This window comes from Haloarcula salina (assembly GCF_049603855.1).
In the GTDB taxonomy this organism is placed as follows: Archaea; Halobacteriota; Halobacteria; order Halobacteriales; family Haloarculaceae; genus Haloarcula; species Haloarcula salina_A.
Map to the genome: position 1 here is coordinate 185,406 of NZ_CP187146.1, position 19,500 is coordinate 204,905.

Consider the following 19,500-nt stretch of genomic DNA (forward strand, 5'->3'; position numbering starts at 1 on the left):
GCCGGGCCGGTGAAAAGCTACCGCCCTTCGTGGGGCGCCGCCGGGCCCGGCCAGTCGCCGTCGGCGGTGGGCAGTTCGACGACGACACGCGTCCCGCGCGGGTCGCGGTCCTCGACGCGGACGGACCCGCCGTACCGCGTCACCATCGTCTCGACGAAGTGCAGGCCGAACCCGCTCGCGCTGACCGGCGTCGTGTGCAGGCCGTCGCGGCCGAACACCCTGTCCCGAATCGTCGGGTCGATGCCGGGGCCGTCGTCCTCGATGCTAACCGCCGTCGTCTCGCCATCGACCGCCACCGAGACCCACGCGCTGGGGTCGTCGGCGTCGTTGTGCTCGACGGCGTTGACGAGGACGTTGTACACGACCTCTTCGAGCAGTTCGTCGGCGAGGACCGGTGCCGTCGCGGGCGCGTCGACGGTGACGGCGGCGGCCGGGTAGTCGGCTTCGAGCCGCGACGCGCAGTCGTCGACGATCGAAGCGATGTCGTGCGGTTCTATCTCCGGTGATTCGTCCGCGATCTGCCGGAGGACGCGCCGGACGCGCTGGACCGTGTCGACCATCTCGACACCGCGACCGTCGATCTGCTCGACCAGCGCCCGGCGCTCGTCGCCTTCGTCCAGCGCGTCCATGAGGCGCTCCGTCGCGCCGAGGACGACCGTCATCCCGTTGAGCACCTCGTGCCGGAGGAGGTTGTTGAAGAAGGCGATCTGGGACTGGCGTGCCTCGAGCTCTGCCTCCTTTCGGCGGAGTTCGGTCACGTCCGCGATGGCCGCCACCGCGCGGACGACCTCGCCGTCGCCGTTCGTCATCGGGACCATGTTGGTCGAGAGCCACACCGTCTCCCCGTCGGACTGCTCGACGGCGTGTTCGTGGCCGTACACCGGTTCGCCGGTCGAGACGACGTGATCGAACGGCAGGTCGTCGACGTCGAGCAGGTCCGTCCGGTCGTCGAAGACCCGCCACTCCGTGCCCTCGGTCGGCCGACCGAGGATTTCGACGGTCTCCAGGCCGAGCACCTCCTTGGCGTAGCCGTTGGCGCGGAGGACGGTCCCGTCGCGGTCGAGCACGGCGATGGCGACCGGGCTCGACTCCAGGACGGACTCGATGAACGCGAGCTGCTCGCCGAGGCGCTCCTGGATGTGCTTCTTGCCGGTGATGTCCTTGACCATCCCCACGATGACGGGCTGGCCGTCCCGCTGCTCGCTCTGTATCAGCGTCAGGAGTCCCCAGACCGTCTGTCCGCTGACCGTCTCCAGCTCCAGTTCCCGGCTCACTTTCCCGCGTTCGCGGATCGCTTCGAGGACGTTCTCGCGCTCTGCCGGGTTCGCGTACACGTCGACCACCTGTCGGCCCACGATGTCGTCTGGACACTCGGCCCCGAGCAGTCTCGCCAGTTCCGGGTTCGCTTCGAGGACGACGCCGCCCTCGACCGACTCGGTCACGAACACCCCGACCGGGGCGTGCTCGAAGAACTCCGCCAGCTTCTCCACCTCGTCTCTGAGCTCCAGCGTGTTGGTGGCGTAGGCGATGTCGCGGCCGATGTCGCTCAGCAGTTCCCGCTCCGGCGCGTCGAAGGCGTCGGTCCGGTCGGCGTAGACGAACAGGGCCCCGTAGGACTCGCCGTCGTAAGTCAGGGGCACGGCCGCGACCGACCGGAAGCCGCGCTCCAGCGCTGCCTCCCGCCACGGCTCGAACGAGGGGTCGTGCTCGATGTCCTGACAGATCTGGATGTCGCCGGTCCGTATCGCCCGTCCCGCCGGCCCGCGGCCGTGTTCGGTCTCCGCGGCTGTCACGGCTATCTCGTCGAGGTAGCCCTGTTCGTCGCCGCCGCCGGCGCGCGGTTCGATTGCGTCCGTCTCCGGGTCGTGACAGCCGATCCAGGCGAAGCGGTAGGGCTCCGACTCCGTGATGATCCTGCAGACGCGCGCTTCCAGCGTTCGCCGGTCGCGGGCCCACAGCAGCGCCCGGTTGACCTTCCGGGTGACTGCGGCGATGTGCTCGTACCGCGTCGCGCGCCGCTCCGTCGACCGGTGTTCGATGACCGCCTCGACGCGCGCGACGAGCAGGTCTGGGCCGGCGTCGCCGGCCCGCGGGACGAATCCGGTCACGTCGCTCGCCAGCGCCTCACGGGCCAGTCCCTCGTCGGCGGGAGCAAAGAGGAGGACGGGGAGCGACGGGTCGGCCGCTCGGACCGCTCGCAGGAGCGAGAGCCCGTCGCCCTCGCGGAGGGACTGCTCGGTCACGACGCAATCGACGGTCTCGGACTCGATGACGGCCAGCGCGTCGCGCTGTCCGGCGGCGACCTCGACGGTGACTCCGTCCCCGTCGGCCAGCCGTCGGCGAACGGCGTCCGCGCCGTCCTCCGCCCCGACGTACAGGACGACCGCCGGTAATTCCATGGGTAGCCATCGACCGTTGGCGCGTATAACGCTGTGGGCGGTATTTCAAATCCTGACAGCCTCGCCAGTGACAAACTATGTCATGGGGGTGGCCGTACTCCTCTGTATGGCAGACGAAGTCACAGATACGGAGGAGCTCCCGGCGACGCCCACGCGCTTCGCCACCGAACAGCCGGCCGTCTGGGAGGCGTACGGCGACCTCGGGAAGGCCTGCTCCGACGCGGGACCGCTCGACGAGGAGACCAAGCGCCTCGTGAAACTCGCGCTGGCCGTCGGCGCGCAGTCCGAGGGGGCGGTCCATTCACACGCCCGGCGCGGGCTGGACGAGGGGCTCGACTCCGAGACGCTCCAGCACGTCGCGACGCTGTCGATCACGACACTCGGCTTCCCGAAGGCGATGGCCGCCCGGACCTGGATCGGCGACGTGATCGACGAGGAGTGACGGGCTACTCCAGCAACAGGCGCGTCGGATCCGCGAGGTAGGTCGTCAGCGTGTTGACGAAGCGCGCGGCGTCGGCCCCGTCGATGACGCGGTGGTCGATGGCGAGCGACAGCGGAAGCGTGGGTTTGGCGAGTACGTCCCCGTCTTCGGCGACCGGTCGCTCCTCCAGCGAGCCGATGCCGAGGATCGCCGTCTCGGGGACGTTGATGATCGGGTCCGCGTACTCGCCGCCGATGACCCCGAAGTTCGTCACGGTGAACGTCCCGCCTCGCATCTCCGCGCGCTCGATGTCGCGGCTGCGCGCCCGCTCGACGAGGTCGTTCACCTCGCGCGCGATCTCCAGAATGCCCTTCTCGTCCACGTCGTCGACGACCGGGACGACCAGCCCGTGGTCGGTCGCCGTCGCGACGCCGACGTTGTAGCTGTCGCGGTAGACGATCTCCTCGGCCTCGGCGTCCAGCGCCGTGTTGAGGATCGGATGCTGGTCCAGCGCCGCGGCGACGCACTTCAGCACGAGCGGCGTGTAGGTCAGGCGCACGCCGCGCTCCTCGGCCAGCGGTTCGAGGCGCTCGCGGGCCGCGACCAGTCCCGAGACCTCGGCCATGTCGTGGTGGGTCGCGTGGGGGACCTCGCGACGCGAGCGCGCCATCTGCTCGCCGATGCGCCGGCGGATGCCGCGGTAGGGCTCGCGGCGGTCGCCGTCGCTCGCCTCGACGGCCGGCGAGTCGCCGGACGCGCCGCCGGTCGCACCCGCTTCGGCACCGCCGACCGCCTCGGCGTCGGCCGCCTGCGCGGCCTGCTGGGCCTCCGCGTAGGCCCGGACCGCCCCCGCGTCGACGTAGGGCTGGCCGTCGCGCGCCTCGTCGGTCGGGACCGCGTCGATGTCGACGCCGAGTTCGCGGGCCACCTTCCGCGTGGCCGGCGTCGCCAGCGTCTGCTCGCGGCGCTCGGCTTGTGGCTCCTCGCCGACCTTCCGGACGGCCGATTTCACGGCCGGTCCGTCGTCAGCGTCATCGTCCGTCTCGCCGTCGTCGACCCGGGTGACGACCGCGGTCGGCCCGTCGCTCTCGTCGTCCGAGACCTTCGAGACGACCGACGTGGGGCCGTCGTCCCCGGAGTCGCTCTCGTCGGCCGACTGCGCCGCCGCCTCGATGTCGCTCTCCGTGACGCGGCCGCCGGGGCCGCTCCCCTGGACGGCCGCCACGTCGACGCCACGCTCGCGGGCGAGGCGGCGGACGCTGGGGGAGGCGAACACGCGGCCGCCGCGGGCCGACGCGGTCTCGTCCCCGGTCTCGCTGTCAGCCGCACCGTCGCCGGCGCTCGCGTCCGCTTCGTCTTCCGCTGTCGCGTCGTCGGCCGCCTCGTCGACACCCGTGCTTCCCGCCTCGGCGTCGCCGTCCTCGTCGATCGTGACCAGCACCTCGCCGGTCTGCACCATGTCACCGACCTCCGCGTGCAGGTCCCGGACGACGCCGTCGACCGGCGACGGTACGTCGACGGCGGCCTTGTCGGTCTCCACTTCGGCCAGCACCTGGTCCTCGGTCACGGCGTCGCCCGGCGCGACGTGCCAGGCGAGCACCTCCCCCTCGGCGACCCCTTCGCCGAGGTCCGGGAGCTTGAACTCGAACATGGCTCAGAACTCGACTGCCTCTCTGATACCGTCTTTGATGCGGGCGGGTTCGGGGAGGTAGTAGTCCTCCAGGGCGTACAGCGGGTAGGGCACGTCGAAACCCGTGACGCGGGTGATCGGCGCTTCCTGGTACAGCAGCACCTCCTCCTGGATGGTGGCGATGATTTCGCCGGCCAGCCCGCCGGTCTTGGGGGCCTCGTGGACGACGGCCGCCCGCCCGGTCTTCTTGAAGGACTCGACGATGGCGTCGGTGTCCATCGGCGACAGCGTTCGCAGGTCCACCACTTCGGCGTCGATTCCCTCCTCGGCCAGCTCCTCGGCCGCCTCGAGCGTCGGCCGGGTCATCGCGCCCCAGGTGAACACCGACACGTCCGACCCCTCGCGGCGCGTCTTCGCCTCGCCGAGTTCGACCGTGTAGGACTCGTCTGGGACGTCCTCGCGGAACGAGCGGTAGATGAGCTTCGGTTCGAGGAACACGACGGGGTCGGGGTCGCGGATGGCCGCGGTGAGCAGTCCCTTCGTGTCCCGCGGGGTCGAGGGGACGACCACCTTCAGGCCGGGCTCGTGGACGTAGAACGCCTCCTTGGACTCGGAGTGGTGCTCCGGGGCGCGGATGCCGCCGCCGTAGGGTGCACGGAGCGTCAACGGGCAGTGGTACCGCCCCCGGCTCCGGGTCCGCAGGCGGGCGGCGTGGCTGACCAGCTGGTCGAAGGCGGGGTACATGAACCCCGAGAACTGTATCTCTGGGACCGGCCGCAGCCCGTAGGCCGCCATGCCGATGGCGGTGCCGACGATGCCCGACTCCGCCAGCGGCGTGTCGACGACGCGGTCGTCGCCGAACTCCTCGTGGAGCCCCTGGGTCGCGCGGAAGACGCCGCCGTTTTTCCCCACGTCCTCGCCCATCACGATCACGTCCTCGTCGCGCTCCATCTCGCCGTAGAGCCCGTCGCGGACGGCCTGTACCAGCGTGAGACTCTGCGTACTCGTCTCCGTACTCATTCCAGTAGCACCTCGTCGCCGTGTCGCTCGCGTAGCTCCTCCAGGTACTGCAACTGCTGTTCGAGCCGCCGCGGCATCTCCGCGTACACGTCCGCGAACATCTCCTCGGGGGTCGGCCGCTCGGTCGACTCGGCGGCGTCGATGGCGTCGGCCACCGCCGTCTTGACCGACTCGTCGATGGCCGCGACGCGCTCGTCGTCGAGCAGGCCGCGGTCCCGCAGGAACGTCTCCATCCGCGGGATGGGGTCTTTGCGCTTCCAGCGTTCGACCTCCGAGTCCTCGCGGTACACCGATGGGTCGTCCGCGGTGGTGTGTGCGCCAAAGCGGTACTGCACCGCCTCGATCATCGTCGGCCGGCGCTGTCCCTCCGGCGGGTCGCGGGCCTTTTCGATAGCCTCGCGGGTCACCTGGTACACCGCCAGCGGGTCCATGCCGTCGACCTGCACGCCGTCGAAGCCGTAGGCGTTCGCCTTCTGTGCGAGCGTCTCGCTCGCGGTCTGGCGCTCTCGCGGCACGGAGATGGCCCACTGGTTGTTGTTACAGAAGAACACCGCGGGCACGTCGAACACGCCCGCGAAGTTCAGCCCCTCGTGGAAGTCGCCCTCCGAGGTCGCGCCGTCGCCGAAGTACACGAGACACGCCGAATCGTCGCCCCGGAGTTTCGCGGCCCAGGCCGCCCCGGTCGCGTGCGGTATCTGCGTCGCGATGGGGACCGCGAGCGAGAACACCCGCACGTCCTCCGAGGGCGCGTTGCCCGTCTCGTTGCCCATCCAGTACAGCAGGTCGTCCGAGAGGTCCCACCCTTTCACGTGGAGGGCGACGTGCTCGCGGTAGCTCGGAAACAGCCAGTCGCGCTCGTCGAGCGCGAACGCGCTCCCGACCTGTGAGGCCTCCTGGCCCGACATCGGCGGGTAGGTCCCCATCCGGCCCTGCCGCTGGAGGCTCACCGCTCGCTGGTCGAAGTGGCGGCCGAGTTTGAGATAGCGATAGATCTCGACCAGTTCGTCGTCCGAGAGATCGGGCACAGACGCCCCCTCGACCACCGTCCCGTCCTCGTCGAGCACCTGTACCCTGTCCGCGGGGTCGCGCTGGAGGACGCTCACCGGAACCGCCTCCCTCGAAGTGACATACGTCAACTGTTCACTCGCGCGACGCTTAGGGCTTTCGCGGCGGCGAGACCCCGGGCCCACGAAGGTATTACCGTCGCGTCGTCGGGGTACCCCGTCGCTTCTGGGGCCTGTCGCACTCCGTTTCGCCTGCCGAATTACTCGGATGTATCGGCCACTGAACGCCCCGTCGCGTACAGGAATACCGAACGCCCCCACCACTATTTCTGGTCGACCGATCCGACCGAATCCGCCCCTCCCGAGGCGGCCTGAACTGTCACCGTCACGACCCACGACTGACATGTTTAATCACCGATGAATTAAGTGGAACCGCGCTGTGTGGTCCCTGTTCCGTGACGCATCGCGGGACGCGACGGTGGATGTTCATCGATGGAAAACAGCGATTCACACTCTGATGGGCGTACGACACAGACGACTGGCGGCGGCGTGCTCTCGGCGTCGCGGCGGGAGTTCCTCCGCGCGACCGGACTGGCCGCGCTGGCGGCCGGAGTCGGCGGCGACGCCGCCGGCGCGGTACAGGGGGCGACACAGGTCGAGTCGCCGGGCGGCCCCGGCCGGATCGAGAACCTCGACGCGTACATCGAGGACCCCGAGGTGTTCGAGCAGAACCGGGAGCCGACCCACGTCTCGACGACGATTCCGTACGGGTCGGTTGGCGCGGCCCGCGACGCCGACGAGCCGTTCACGGCGCTCGAAGACCGCTGGGCGGACTCGGCGTACTTCCGACTGCTCGACGGCGAGTGGGGCTTTCAGTTCTACGAGCGGCCCGCGGACGTTCCCGACTCCTTCGGGAGCGACGGCTGGGACACCATCTCGGTGCCGAGCGTCTGGCAGACCGAGGGGTACGGGCAGCGGATCTACACGAACACCGGCATCACCTGGGACGAGTACGAACCGGACCTGGACGGCAACCTCGACCCGACCGCCGGCGACATCGCCGTCCCTGACACGAACCCTGTCGGGGTCTACCGGCGGTCGGCCCGCGTCCCGTCGGACTGGGGCGACCGCGAGGTGTTCCTGCACTTCGAGGGCGTGAAGCAGGCGTACTTCGTCTGGGTCGACGGGACCTACGTCGGCTTCCAGCAGGGGTCGATGACGTCCGGCGAGTTCGACATCACCGACCACGTCACCCCCGGCGAGGACCACGCGATCACGGTGCAGGTGTACCGCTTCTCCGACGCCGAGGCGATCGAGAACCAGGACATGTTCCGGTACTCGGGCATCTTCCGGAGCGTCTACCTCTACTCGACGCCGACCGTCCACGTCCGGGACTTCTACGCCCGGGCCGGACTCGACGAGGACTACGCGGACGGCCGACTCCGGGTCGACGCCGAGGTGGCGAACTTCACCGGCGAGTCACAGGGGAACCACACCGTCCGGGCGCACCTGTTCGACCCGGACGGCTCGCCCGTCGAGACGCTCTCGGAGACGGTCGACGTGGGCGCGGAGGGTGGCACGGTCGCCCTCGAAACGACCGTCTCGGACCCCGAGACGTGGTCGGCCGAGCACCCGAACCTCTACTCGGTCGTCGTCGAACTCGTCGCCAGCGAGTCGACCGCCGAAGCGCTGTTCGAGAAGGTCGGCTTCCGAACGTACGAGACCACCCGCGGTTCCCGCGGCGCGCAGGTCCTCGTCAACGGCGAGTCGGTCAACGTCCGCGGGGTGAACCGCCACGAGACGACCCCCGAATCGGGGCGGACGGTCTCTCTCGATCGGATGCGCGAGGACATCGAACTGTTCAGGCGGTACAACGGCAACGCCGTGCGGACCTCCCACTACCCCAACGACCCGACCTTCTACCGACTGGCAGACGAGTACGGGCTGTACGTGCAAGACGAGGTCAACGTCGAGACCCACTGGTGGGAGGGCCTGCTCGCGAACACCGAGGTGTTCCACGACCAGGCCGTCTCTCGCTTCCGGCGGATGGTGCTCCGGGACCGCAACCACGCATCCATCTTCTCGTGGTCGACCGGCAACGAGGCCGGGACCGGCGGCGAACACCTCGCGATGGCCGCGCTGGCGATGGACTCGGACGAGTACCTGCCCGCGGACACCAGCGACGTGACCGGCGCGTCGACCGTCGACAGCTTCGACGGCCCGACGCAGGGTCTCGCACCCGACCGCATCATGTACCACCAGCCCAACGGCGGCGGCTGGGACGTCGAGTACTCCGACATGCTCGGGCCGCGCTACGCCAGCGTGGACACCCTGCTCTCCGTCGGCGACGGCTCGTACATCGGGGACGGGGAGCGCCCGGTCGTGATGGGCGAGTACAACCACGCGATGGGTAACAGCCTCGGCCTCGTCCACGCGATGTGGTCGGAGTACATCCAGCCCGACGCGCGCCGCGCCCGCGACACCACCGGCGCGGGCAACGACGCCGTCCTCGTCGGCGACCCCACCGTCGACGTGGGCCGGTCCGAGGGGCAGGTCACGCTCGGTCCGGACGACTCCCTCGAAGTCCCGGACCTCGACTTGGCGGACTTCGAGACTCCGAGCTTCACGCTGGCGGTCACGTTCACCGGGCTGCGCCCCAACACCGAGGTCGACCTCGTCTCGCGCGGCGAGGACTACCGCCTGACGGCGCGCGAGGGCGGTCACATCGAACTCAGTCTCGGTGACGCGTCCGTCTCCGGCAAGCCCCAGGGCCGACTCGACCCGGACGAGTGGCACACGGTCGTCGCCGCCTGCTCCGCCGACACGCTCGCGCTCTATCTGGACGGCACGGAACTCGCCGCGACGAGCCACTCGCTGTCGACCGTTCCCGGCGGGTCCGAACCGCTCCACGTCGGCGTGAGCGACCAGCCGGGCCGGGACGAACCGATCTCGCTCGATGCGGTGTCGGTCCTCGACTCGGCGGTCGACGCGGGCGGCGTCTCGTCCGTCCACGAGGCCGACGACGCGGTGCTCCGATACGACTTCGGGGCGCTCCTGCGCGACCAGAGCCTCGCCGGCGGCTTCATCTGGGACTGGGTCAATCAGGACATCGACGCCACGACCGACGACGGCACCGAGTACCAGTTCTACGACGAGGACCCGTTCTGCCTGAACGGTCTGGTCTGGTCCGACCGCTCGGTCCAGCCGGAACTCCTCCAGCTCAAGCACAGCCACCAGCCCGTCAAGGCCGCCCCGCGGGACCTCACGGCGGGAGAGGTGTACGTCACCAACCACCACGCGTTCACCGACCTCGGCGCGGTCGACGGGGAGTGGGCGCTCACGGCCGACGACGAGGTCGTCCAGTCCGGCACGCTCGACCTCGACCTGCCGGCCGGCGAGACCCGCCCGGTCGAGATTCCGTTCGACGCCCCGTCAGACCCCGCCCCCGGGACGGAGTATCACCTCGAACTCTCCTTCACCCTCGCGGAGTCGACCGCGTACGCCGACGCGGGCCACGAGGTCGCCTTCGACCAGTTCGAGGTTCCATTCGACGTGCCCGAGCCGTCGACCGTCGCCGTCGACGACATGCCGCCCGTCTCGCTGTCGGAGTCCGACGGCGCGGTCACGGTCTCCGGCGACGGCTTCGAGTACGCGCTGGACGCGGAGACGGGCGCGCTCTCGTCGATGCGCTACGGCGGCACCGACCTCCTCGCGTCCGGCCCCACGTTCAACGCCTGGCGCGTCCCGATCATGAACGAGACGGTCAGCTGGGGGAGCGAGCAGGCCTCTAGCTGGCGCGAGGCCGGGCTGAACGACCTCACGCAGACCGTCGACGCCGTCCGAACCGACCAGCCCGCCGACGCGCTCGCCACCGTCGAGGTCGACGCCTTCCTCGAAGGGGCCGGTCCCGGCGACGCGCTGATCACCCCCGACGCGTCGAGCACCGGCGCGGACGGGACCGTCCAGGGCGACCCGGAAATCGTGGCCGGCCAGTCCGGGCAGGCCATCGCGTTCGACGGCTCGGACGACTTCGTCGACGCCGGGAACCCCGGCGCGCTCGGGTTCACCGAACCGGGCTTCACCGTCGCCGCGACGTTCCGCGACCCCGACACCGGCGGCCACAGCCCGTTCCTCACGAAGGGGGACAGCCACTACGCGCTGAAGATCAACGGCGAGCAGTTCTCCTTCTTCATCTACGACCCGACCGCGGAGTCCTCGTGGAAGTCCGTCCGGGCCGACGTTCCCGACGACCTCGGGACCGACGGCTGGCACCGACTGGTCGGCGTCTGCGCCGAGGGCGAACTGCGCCTCTACCTCGACGGCACGGCGGTCGCGACCCAGTCACACGAGGTGACCGAACTCGTCCCGACCGACCACCCGGTCCAGGTCGCGCACAACGCCGAGCAGTCCGACCGGTACGCCGCCACGACCATCGACTCGGTCCGGGTCTTCGACCGCGCGCTGTCGGCCGACGAGGTGGCATCCGGGTTCGACTCGCCGCCCGAGAGCGCCGTGCTCTGGTACGACTTCGATTCGTTCGCGGAGCGCTCGTCGACGCAACTCACGCCGGACGCGACCGACTTCGGCAACGACGCGGTGCTCCGCAACGGTCCCGCGGTCGTCTCCGGCGTCTCCGGACAGGCCGTCGGGTTCGACGGCCAGAGCTACCTCTCGATGGAGGCCTCGGACAGCCTCGACGTCACCGAGGGCGGCCTCACGCTCGAATGCTGGGTCCGGCCCGGCGAGCCACAGGCCGGCGGCGGGCCACAGCCCTACGTCGTCAAGGGGAGCCAGTTCCTGCTCAAGCGCCGCTCCGGCGACCGCGACGGCGCGCTCGAACTGGCGTTTCAGACGGACGAGTGGCACTGGGTCTCGACGGCCGTCCCGGACGACTGGGCCGGCAACTGGCACCACATCGCGGGCGTCTGGGACGCCGAGGCCGGCCAACTGCGCCTCTACGTCGACGGCGAGCGCCAGAACACGACGGCCTACGACGGGTCGCTCCAGCACGTCGACGCCGGCGTGACGGTCGGCAGCGACGGCACCGCCCGGGTCGCTGACGGGACGCGGATCGACAACGTCCGCATCTTCGACCGCGGCCTGAGTGACGACGAGGTCGCGACGACTGACACGTCGCCCCTCGACGGCGCGGTCGCCTGGCTGAACCTCGACTCCTTCGAGACCGTCACTCGCCGGGGAGCGGGCTTCGAAGCCACGTACCGGTATCGCGTCTTCGGCAGCGGCGACGTGGCCATCGACGTGACGGCCTCGCCCAACGACCGGCTCCGCGGCATCGTCACGGACTACCTCCCGAAGGTGGGCCTGCGACTCGAAGCGCCCGGTGCGTTCGACCAGTTCGAGTGGTACGGTCCGGGTCCCGAGGAGACCTACCCCGACCGGAAGTGGGGCGTCCGCGTCGGGCGGTACGAGGGATCCGTGGCCGACCAGTACGTCCCATATCTGCCGCCGACCGAGAACGGGAACAAGGCCGACGCGCGGTGGGCGCTCCTCTCGGACGGCGACGGGACCGGCCTGCTCGGCCTGCCGCTCGACGAGTCGATGAACGCCAACACCGACCACTGGGCCAACCTCGACGAGGCGGCCCACCAGCACGACCTCTCGGAGAGCGACACCGTGACCTTCGACCTCGACCACCGCGTCACCGGCGTCGGCGGGACGCCGACCGAACCGATCGACGAGTACACCGTCCCCATCGCGGACGCGTCGTTCGGCTTCGTCCTCCGGCCCGTCTCGGACGCCGACCCGATGGCGCTCTCGAAGCGGCGCTTCCCGGAGTGAGCAGCCAGGAAGACGGCCGTCTCAGTCCGCGAGCGCCGCTATCGGGACCGGGTCCAGCCCAGCGTCCCTGACCGCGTCGCGGAGCGCGGGAACGCGCTTGCGGAGCTCCGCCGGCGCGTGGCTGTCGGTGCCGAGGACGAACTCGACGCCCGCCTCGCGGAACACGTCGAGGACCGCCGGATCGGGGTGGACCCGGCCCAGCGAGCGGTGGACCCGGCCCGCGTTGAGTTCGGGGACCGTCCGCGAGTCCGCGAGCGCCGCGGCGACGCGCTCGTAGTCCTCGCGAGTGGTGTACCGGCGGAGCGCGCCCATCCGCTCGGGGAGGTCGAGGTGACCGAGCACGTCGAACAGCGCCGACTCCACGAGCGAGACGACGGCGTCGTAGTACCGCTCGACCGCCGCGCGGCGGTCCGCGCCGTCGAGGTCGGCGTACTGGCTGACACTGGTGTAGTCGTACGGCCCCGCGAAGTGGACGCTGCCGATGGTGTAGGCGAACTCGGCGCGGTCGAGGAACGCCGCGAGGCGGTCCTCGTCGCCCTCGACGTAGCTCACCTCCGCGGCGTCGTACAGCCGCAGGTCGGTCGCTGTTCGCGCCTCGTCGATGACCGCCCGTCGGTCGGCGTACGTCTCGACGAGGTCGTAGCGCTCGCGCCGCCCGAACGGGTCCTCGGTCACGATGCAGTGGTCCGTGAGCCCGAGCGCGTCCAGTCCGGCGGCTTCGGCGGCCGCGACCATGTCGTCGAGCGCCGCCCCGTCGGAGAACGTCGTGTGGGCGTGTCCGTCCGCGTCCATCGCTCACTCGCCGCCGTCGCTCACGTCGACCAGGCGCTGGTCGACGAGCTTCGGAACGACCTCGCGGCTGTCGAAGGCGAGGGTGTACTCGTAGAGGTCGGTCCGCTTGACCTGGGGCTTGCGCTCGTACTTCGGCCCCTTCCCGAACGTGACCATCTCGCGGAAGACCGCGCGCTGGTCCGCCGTCGGCGGGCGCTCGTGGAGGTGTCGCGCGATGTACAGCGCCCCCGCGAGGTCCTCGGGGGAGGGCTTGCCGTTCGATCCCGCGCCGACGAAGTACGTCCGGCGGTCGCTGTCCCTGAGGTGTTCGGCGACGGCCTTGCCGTTGGTCAGCCCGCCGACGTACACGTCGACGTCGTCGCCGCCCGCGAGACGGAGGTCGGTGACCGCGTTGCCGCCGTTGGTCGAGGTCATCGCCGTCGGGCGGCCGGCCACGTCCACGTCCTGAACGTAGCTCGGTGAGTTGAAGAAGTCGTAGCCGTCCTCGCCCTCGTAGTTCGGCCCGGAGCTACCGCCGATCTTCGCGCGGGGGTGCTCGGCCCTGAAGTCGGGTTCGTTGCCACGCTCCTCCGTGATGTAGATGTACTCCGCCCCGTTGGCGAACAGTTCGGGGACCGTCGTCGAGAACTGGGCCACGTCGACGACGACGTAGTTGCCCGGGTCGGGGTCGTCGGGAATCTGTGCCCGCGCCGGGATCATCGTCTCCAGCAGTTCCGCTTCGAGGTCGTCGTCGCCGTCGGAAACCAATCGCATATCCGGGAGTTCGCTCCGCCACAGTTAGTTCGAACTAAGAGTGCTATACCGAACTGCGTACGGCTATATAGCGGGCTGGAATCGGCAGGGTCGTTCAGTCGGGGGCGATGGACGCTGGCGGCCGCGCTCACAGCGCGACGGCGATGACTGCCACCACGGCCAGCGACCCGGCGAAGAACCCGACGTCGAGAGGTCGGACTCGCATATCGGCCAACTGCAGTTCCTTGCTCGCCTCGTCGTGCAGGGAGTGTGAGAATCCCCGCGTCTCCATCGCTTCGACCGTGACCCGGCTCCGCTTCGCGACGTTGAAGATCATCGGGTAGAACGCCCGCATCGACGTCTTCAGCAGGTAGGCGTAGTGTCGCCACCGGAAGCGGCCCGGGGACTCCGGCGCGGCGCTGCGGAGCCGATAGGCGTTGACGAGGTCGTGGTACTCCTCGAACAGCACCGGCAGCATCCGGTAGCCGTACGTGATGAGGAACGTGAACTGGCGGGGGATGCCGAGGCTCCGGAGTCCGCGTGCGAGCGTCTTCGGACCCATGCTGGAGAAGACGGCCAGGCTCGACACAGAGATGACCGTCAGCTTCAGCGTGAACGGAATCAGCGCCCGTATCGCGGCCAGCGGGTCACCCGTGAACGCGGTCACGACTGCGTACGACGCCAGCGTCGAGGCGACGGTGAACGCCATCAGCGCGACCAGAAAGAGGCTCACTCGAGAGGCGTACGCGAGCAGCGAGACGAACGCCAGCAGGGCCAGCAGGACGCCCACGTCGTAGAACAGCCACGGGACGAACAGGAAGACGACGTACCACAGCAACAGCACGCGGGGGTCGAGGCGGTGCAGGAACGACCCCTCGTTCTCGTAGGCCGTCTTCAGCAGGTCGTTCTTGATGGCGTCGACCGAGGTCGCGTCCCGGAGCCCGTCGAGGGAGGTCATCGCTCGGCCTCCGCGGGCGCGGCGCTCTCGGCGGTCCCGAGCCGACTCGCGAGGTCTTCGACGGTCAGCGGCGCGGGCGAGAGCCCGAGGCGCTCGCTCAGCCGGACGACCTGCGGCGGTCGCAAGCTCGCCCGTTCCAGCGTCTCGGCGTCCGAAAAGACCGTCTCCGGCGGTCCGTCGGCGATGACTCGACCCGCGTCGAGGACGACGACGCGGGTCGCCCACGCCGCCGCCAGTTCGAGGTCGTGGGTCGCGACGACGACCGTCTCGACGCGCTGGCCCGCCCGGTCGATGGTCCGCCCGACCTCCGCCCGGCTCGCGAGGTCGAGGCTCCCCGTCGGCTCGTCGAGCAGGACGATGGAGGGGTCGGTCGCCAGCCCGATGGCCAGCGAGGCGCGCCGTTGCTGGCCGACGCTCAGCAGGCGGCCGTCGCGGTGCTGGAGCGCGTCGAGGTCGAGAAAGTCGATCACGTCGTCGACCCGCCGGTCCACGTCCGGGTATCCCCGGTCGCGGAGGTAGTGGGCCACGTCGGCGCGCACCTCGTCCTCGATGAACATCTCCTCGGGGTTCTGGTGGACGTACACCACGTCGTTGGCGAGCGTCTCCGGCAGTGCCGCTCCCGCGTCGACGCCGTCGACGGTCACCTCGCCCGCGTCGGCGCGCTCGATGCCGGTGACGAGGCGCAACAGCGTCGACTTGCCCGCACCGTTGCTCCCGACGAGGACGACCCGTTCGTCCGGGTAGAGGTCGAGCGAGAGGCCGTCGAGCGCCTGTCGCGTCCCCTCGCGGAGCGTCTCGTAGCTGTGGGACACGTCTGTGAGAGAGATGACCGGTTCGCGCCCGGCGTCGGCCGCGGGGGACGGTTCGACCGCGCCGTCTGCTCGCGCGCCGCCGGCCGCCCGGTCCGAGAACCGCGCCGCGGCGTCAGCGACGGTTACGGGCAGGTCGCCGTCGCCGTCGCACACCCGCTCGGCGACGCGGGTCACCTGCGGGGGGTGGACGTCCTGCGCCCGGAGGTCGTCGAGCCTGTTCAGCGCGTCCTCGACCGGGAGCTTCCACTCGACCGCCCCGTCGGCGACCAGTACGACGCTCTCGCAGTACTCCGCGATGAACTCGGTGTGGTGTTCGATGGTGACCACCGTCTTCCCGTGGTCGGCGTTGAGGTCGGTGAGGTGCTCGTAGGTCGCCCGAGCGTTGACGGGGTCGAGCTGGGCCGCCGGCTCGTCGACGACGAGGATCTCGGGGTCGAGCGACAGCGCCGCCGCGAGGGCGACGAGGTGCTGCTGGCCGCCCGATAGCTCCCAGATGAACCGGTCTTCGAGCCCGTCGAGGTCCAGCAGGTCGAGTGTGCGGTGGACCCGTTCGCGGTAGTCCTCCCGGCCGTAGTTCAGCGGTGCGAACGCCACCTCCTCGAACACCGTGGGATTGACCAGCTGATTGTCGAACTCCTGGAACACGTAGCCGACGTGCTGTGAGAGTTCGGCGACCGAACTGCTCGCGGTGTCCAGCCCGGCGACCGTGACGCTCCCGTCGAACGTCCCCTCGTAGAAGTGGGGGACGATGCCGTTGAACGACTTACAGAGCGTCGTCTTGCCGGATCCGTTCCCGCCGACGACGGCGACGAACTCGCCCGGCTCGATCGAGACGTCGGCCCCGTCGAGGACGTTCTCGTCGGTTCCGGGGTAGCGAAACGACAGGTCGTCGACGACGATGGCGGCGGCGTGTGTTTCGTCCATCGCTGTTCAGGCCGACCGCTGGGTCGCTCGGTACCAGACGACGGCGGCGACGACGGCCGAGACCGCGATGGGGACCGCGATGAACGGCTGGCCGTACACCTCCAGGAACTCGGGCTCCCAGACGACGTTGATCGCGCCGCCGACCTCGCTGGCCGCTTCGGCGACGAACGCCAGCGGGAACGCGACAAGCATCGCGAGGAACGCCTTCGCAGAGAAGCCGCGCCACATCGAGGCCCCGCGCTCGCCCTCGTAGGGCTCCATCCCCAGCAGGGGTTCGACCTTGCCGTGGAGCTTCGGGTAGAGGTACAGCGCCGGGATCACGCCGAAGACGATGCCGGTGATGACCATCTGCGTGACGAGGTCGACCGCCTCCAGCACGAAGATGCTCTCGGGGAGCCCGGGGACGGCCTCCAGTTCCTCGACGCCGACGTACACCTTGCCGATGTCGATGAACATCGCGAAGAACTCCTCTAACCCCTCCGCGAGGAACACGACGAGGGCGAGCTGGGTCGCGTTCTCCGGGTCCTGCAGGAGCTTCGCGGCGAAGTAGTAACAGACCGGAATCAGGAGAAGGCCCTCCATCGCCCCCAGCCCGTCGAACTCGCCCAGCAGGATCTCGCCGAACACGATCTCGCCGACCGGGACGGCGAGCGCCGCCCAGTAGGTCCGAAAGAGGAGGACCAGCACGATGGGGATGAAGACGAACTCACCGACCCCGAGTTCGAGCGGTCCCAGCGTGAACTCCGGGAGGATCTCGGTCACGGCGTTTTGCAACCCCGTGAGGGACATGACGAGGATGAACACCATCATGTCCTGTTTGTCGAAGGTGAACCAGCTCTCTGACGCGGTCGACGTTGCACTCATGCGTTCAGCACAACGGACATCTGGTTCCCTATTTGTGCGCTTATAATAGTTCTCTAACGGATATTGTCCCACAACAGCGCTGTGTACGGCTATATAGCGGTCCGTTCGTGCGGGCGCTCTGCACTCGCCGTCTGGCCCTCGTCACACCGACCGCCAGCGCGTCGTGACGCTCCCCTCTCTCACGGACTCCCGCCGGTTCGCGCCCGCTCGCGGGCCTCGGCGGGGTCGTCGCCGTCGCGGAGGACCGCTTCGACGAACAGTTCGCCCGCCCGGTACGACGAGCGGACCATCGGCCCCGCGGCGCAGTACCGGAAGTCGAACTCCTCCTCGGCGACCCGCCGCCAGGTGTCGAAGGCGTCGGGGTGGACGTAGTCGGACACTTCGAGGTGCGAGCGGGAGGGCTGGAGGTACTGGCCGAACGTCACCACGTCGACGCCGACCTGCCGGAGGTCCGACAGCGTCTGGTACACCTCGTGGGCGTACTCGCCGACGCCCAGCATCAGGCTGGTCTTGGTGTACACGTCGCTCTCGCGGTCGGCCTGCCGGAGCACCGAGAGGGACTGCTCGTAGCCCGCCCGGCGGTCCCGGACCGGCCACTGGAGTCGGTCGACGGTCTCGACGTTGTGGGCGAACACGTCCGGGCCGGCGTCGAGGATCTCGCGGACGAGGTCCGGTTCGCCCCGGAAATCCGGGACGAGACACTCGACGAGGATCGAGGAATCGCGCTCCTTGATCGCCCGGATGGTCTCGGCGAAGTGGCCCGCGCCCTGGTCGGGCAGGTCGTCGCGGTCGACGCTCGTGAGGACGACGTAGTCGAGGCCGATCTCGGCGACGGCCTCGGCCACCTGTCGGGGCTCCTCGGGGTCCAGCGGCTCCATCCCGCCCGTCGCCACGTCACAGAAGTTACACCCCCGCGAGCAGCGGTCGCCCATGAGCATGAACGTCGCCGTGCCCGGGCCGCCGTCGCCCGCGCCGGGCGCGTTCTCGCTCCCCGACCAGCACTCCCCGAGGTTCGGGCAGTTGGCCTCCTCGCAGACGGTGTTGAGGTCGCGCTCGCGGAGGATTCGCTTGATCTCGGTGAACCGCTCGCCCGACGGCGGCCGGGACTTCAGCCAGTCGGGCTTGCGCGAACGACTCATTACCCGCGAATTGGAGGCGTCTCGCAAAAGGGATTGTGTTCGGGTGGCCCGAGTCTCACCGCGACACCGCGTGCCGGGCGCTGTCGCTGGTACGGAACCTACGGAGAACCGACCGCCGCTCGTCGTCGCGACTGGCGTTACTCGATCTGGGTGATCTCCTGTGACTCGCACTCGGGGCACTTCGACCAGTACGAGTCGGGGTCCGCGGACGAGCGGAACTCGTGGCCGCAGTCCTGACACTCGTATCGGGGCTTTTCGTCGGCGATTCCCACCTTCTCCTTGACGGTTTCGAGCACAGACATCGGATGCACCCGCCACTTGTCGAGCGAGACCGTTATAACGCCGGCCAGCGCTTCAGGCGCTGAAATCCCCGATATCGACCGACCAAGCTTGTCCGGTCGCGCCGCGTCGAAATCTATCCGTTCGGTCGGCCCAGCGGGACCAACCGCCGCCGCGCGCGGCAGTTTCAGTCCGTGAAGCCCCGCGCCGACACCGCCGGACTGCGTTCGTATTCACCGGGCGAATCACGCCTCGTCGCCACTGCTCACGCCGCCGTCGGCCGGCTCGTCGCTCTCCGAATCGCCCGCTTCTCCGCCCTCGCGGACCGCGGTGCTCCCGTCGACCAGTTCGCGGCGCAACTGGATGTCCACCTCGAAGACACCGCCGTCGAGTTCGAAGCACACCCGCTCTAAGGCGGTCTCGTACACCTTGTAGTGGTTGCCGTCGGCGTCGACGCGGGTCTCCTCGCGCAGGAGGTCGTACTCCTGACAGACGTTGACGCGGCGATACACCGTCGGCTCGGAGGCGTCGAGGCGGTCTGCCAGCGCCTGGACCGAGACGGGGTCGACGTTCGCCGCCGCGAGGATGCGCCGGACCGCCTCGCTGCCGAGGACCTCGAACACCGTCTCCGGCTCCCACTCCTTGCTCACACCTCTCATCCCGGGAGCCAGACAGTTAAGGGTACCCGAGCGGGGAGGCCGGCTTCGGCACACTTTCACTCCGCCAT

14 protein-coding genes are annotated in these 19,500 nt (G+C 69.5%); 2 read left to right on the forward strand and 12 right to left on the reverse strand.

Annotated elements, in window-relative coordinates; genetic code table 11:
* Positions 1-17: 17 nt before the first annotated feature.
* Complete coding sequence (locus tag ACOZ4I_RS01020; RefSeq protein WP_424002152.1) at positions 18-2,399, reverse strand: PAS domain S-box protein; 2,382 nt, start codon at positions 2,397-2,399, stop codon at positions 18-20.
* 106 nt (positions 2,400-2,505) lie between these two features.
* Between ACOZ4I_RS01020 and ACOZ4I_RS01025 the strand changes: the two genes are divergently transcribed.
* A complete protein-coding gene (locus ACOZ4I_RS01025; protein ID WP_424002154.1) occupies positions 2,506-2,841 on the forward strand; it encodes a carboxymuconolactone decarboxylase family protein in 336 nt (111 codons plus the stop codon).
* A gap of 4 nt (positions 2,842-2,845) precedes the next feature.
* On the opposite strand, the gene ACOZ4I_RS01030 is transcribed toward ACOZ4I_RS01025, so the two are convergent.
* The 3 genes from ACOZ4I_RS01030 to pdhA are packed head-to-tail and all read right to left on the reverse strand — an operon-like array spanning position 2,846 to position 6,573.
* On the reverse strand, positions 2,846-4,471 hold the full coding sequence (locus ACOZ4I_RS01030) for a 2-oxo acid dehydrogenase subunit E2 (protein ID WP_424002156.1): 1,626 nt from the start codon (positions 4,469-4,471) through the stop codon (positions 2,846-2,848).
* Between the two features lie 3 nt (positions 4,472-4,474).
* Entirely contained in the window at positions 4,475-5,470 is a 996-nt protein-coding gene (locus ACOZ4I_RS01035; protein WP_424002158.1) for an alpha-ketoacid dehydrogenase subunit beta, read from the reverse strand.
* Positions 5,467-6,573 carry a pyruvate dehydrogenase (acetyl-transferring) E1 component subunit alpha gene (pdhA, locus tag ACOZ4I_RS01040; RefSeq protein WP_424002160.1) on the reverse strand — a complete coding sequence of 369 codons (1,107 nt, stop codon included), beginning with the start codon at positions 6,571-6,573 and terminating at the stop codon, positions 5,467-5,469. Before pdhA ends, ACOZ4I_RS01035 begins: the two co-directional genes overlap by 4 nt.
* Before the next feature lie 393 nt (positions 6,574-6,966).
* Here pdhA and ACOZ4I_RS01045 point away from each other — a divergent pair, with 393 nt between their 5' ends.
* Entirely contained in the window at positions 6,967-12,273 is a 5,307-nt protein-coding gene (locus ACOZ4I_RS01045) for a glycoside hydrolase family 2 TIM barrel-domain containing protein (RefSeq protein WP_424002162.1), read from the forward strand.
* A 21-nt stretch (positions 12,274-12,294) separates the two neighbouring features.
* On the opposite strand, the gene ACOZ4I_RS01050 is transcribed toward ACOZ4I_RS01045, so the two are convergent.
* From ACOZ4I_RS01050 to ACOZ4I_RS01085, 8 genes are all read right to left on the reverse strand, one after another.
* Positions 12,295-13,065 carry a PHP domain-containing protein gene (locus ACOZ4I_RS01050; protein ID WP_424002164.1) on the reverse strand — a complete coding sequence of 257 codons (771 nt, stop codon included), beginning with the start codon at positions 13,063-13,065 and terminating at the stop codon, positions 12,295-12,297.
* A 3-nt stretch (positions 13,066-13,068) separates the two neighbouring features.
* On the reverse strand, positions 13,069-13,818 hold the full coding sequence (locus tag ACOZ4I_RS01055; protein ID WP_424002166.1) for a 2-phosphosulfolactate phosphatase: 750 nt from the start codon (positions 13,816-13,818) through the stop codon (positions 13,069-13,071).
* Between the two features lie 127 nt (positions 13,819-13,945).
* Positions 13,946-14,755 (reverse strand): energy-coupling factor transporter transmembrane component T family protein, encoded by an 810-nt coding sequence (locus tag ACOZ4I_RS01060; protein ID WP_424002168.1) that lies wholly within the window; start codon positions 14,753-14,755, stop codon positions 13,946-13,948.
* A complete protein-coding gene (locus ACOZ4I_RS01065; RefSeq protein WP_424002170.1) occupies positions 14,752-16,491 on the reverse strand; it encodes an ABC transporter ATP-binding protein in 1,740 nt (579 codons plus the stop codon). The genes ACOZ4I_RS01060 and ACOZ4I_RS01065 overlap by 4 nt, the downstream gene beginning before the upstream one ends.
* Positions 16,492-16,497: 6 nt before the next feature.
* Positions 16,498-17,355 (reverse strand): hypothetical protein, encoded by an 858-nt coding sequence (locus ACOZ4I_RS01070; RefSeq protein ID WP_424002172.1) that lies wholly within the window; start codon positions 17,353-17,355, stop codon positions 16,498-16,500.
* Positions 17,356-17,534: 179 nt separating this feature from the next.
* Positions 17,535-18,494 carry a lipoyl synthase gene (lipA, locus tag ACOZ4I_RS01075; protein WP_424002174.1) on the reverse strand — a complete coding sequence of 320 codons (960 nt, stop codon included), beginning with the start codon at positions 18,492-18,494 and terminating at the stop codon, positions 17,535-17,537.
* A gap of 137 nt (positions 18,495-18,631) precedes the next feature.
* On the reverse strand, positions 18,632-18,796 hold the full coding sequence (locus ACOZ4I_RS01080) for a hypothetical protein (RefSeq protein ID WP_424002176.1): 165 nt from the start codon (positions 18,794-18,796) through the stop codon (positions 18,632-18,634).
* 222 nt (positions 18,797-19,018) lie between these two features.
* Positions 19,019-19,423, reverse strand: a complete 405-nt coding sequence (locus tag ACOZ4I_RS01085) for an ArsR family transcriptional regulator (RefSeq protein WP_424002178.1) — start codon at positions 19,421-19,423, stop codon at positions 19,019-19,021.
* Positions 19,424-19,500 lie beyond the last annotated feature (77 nt).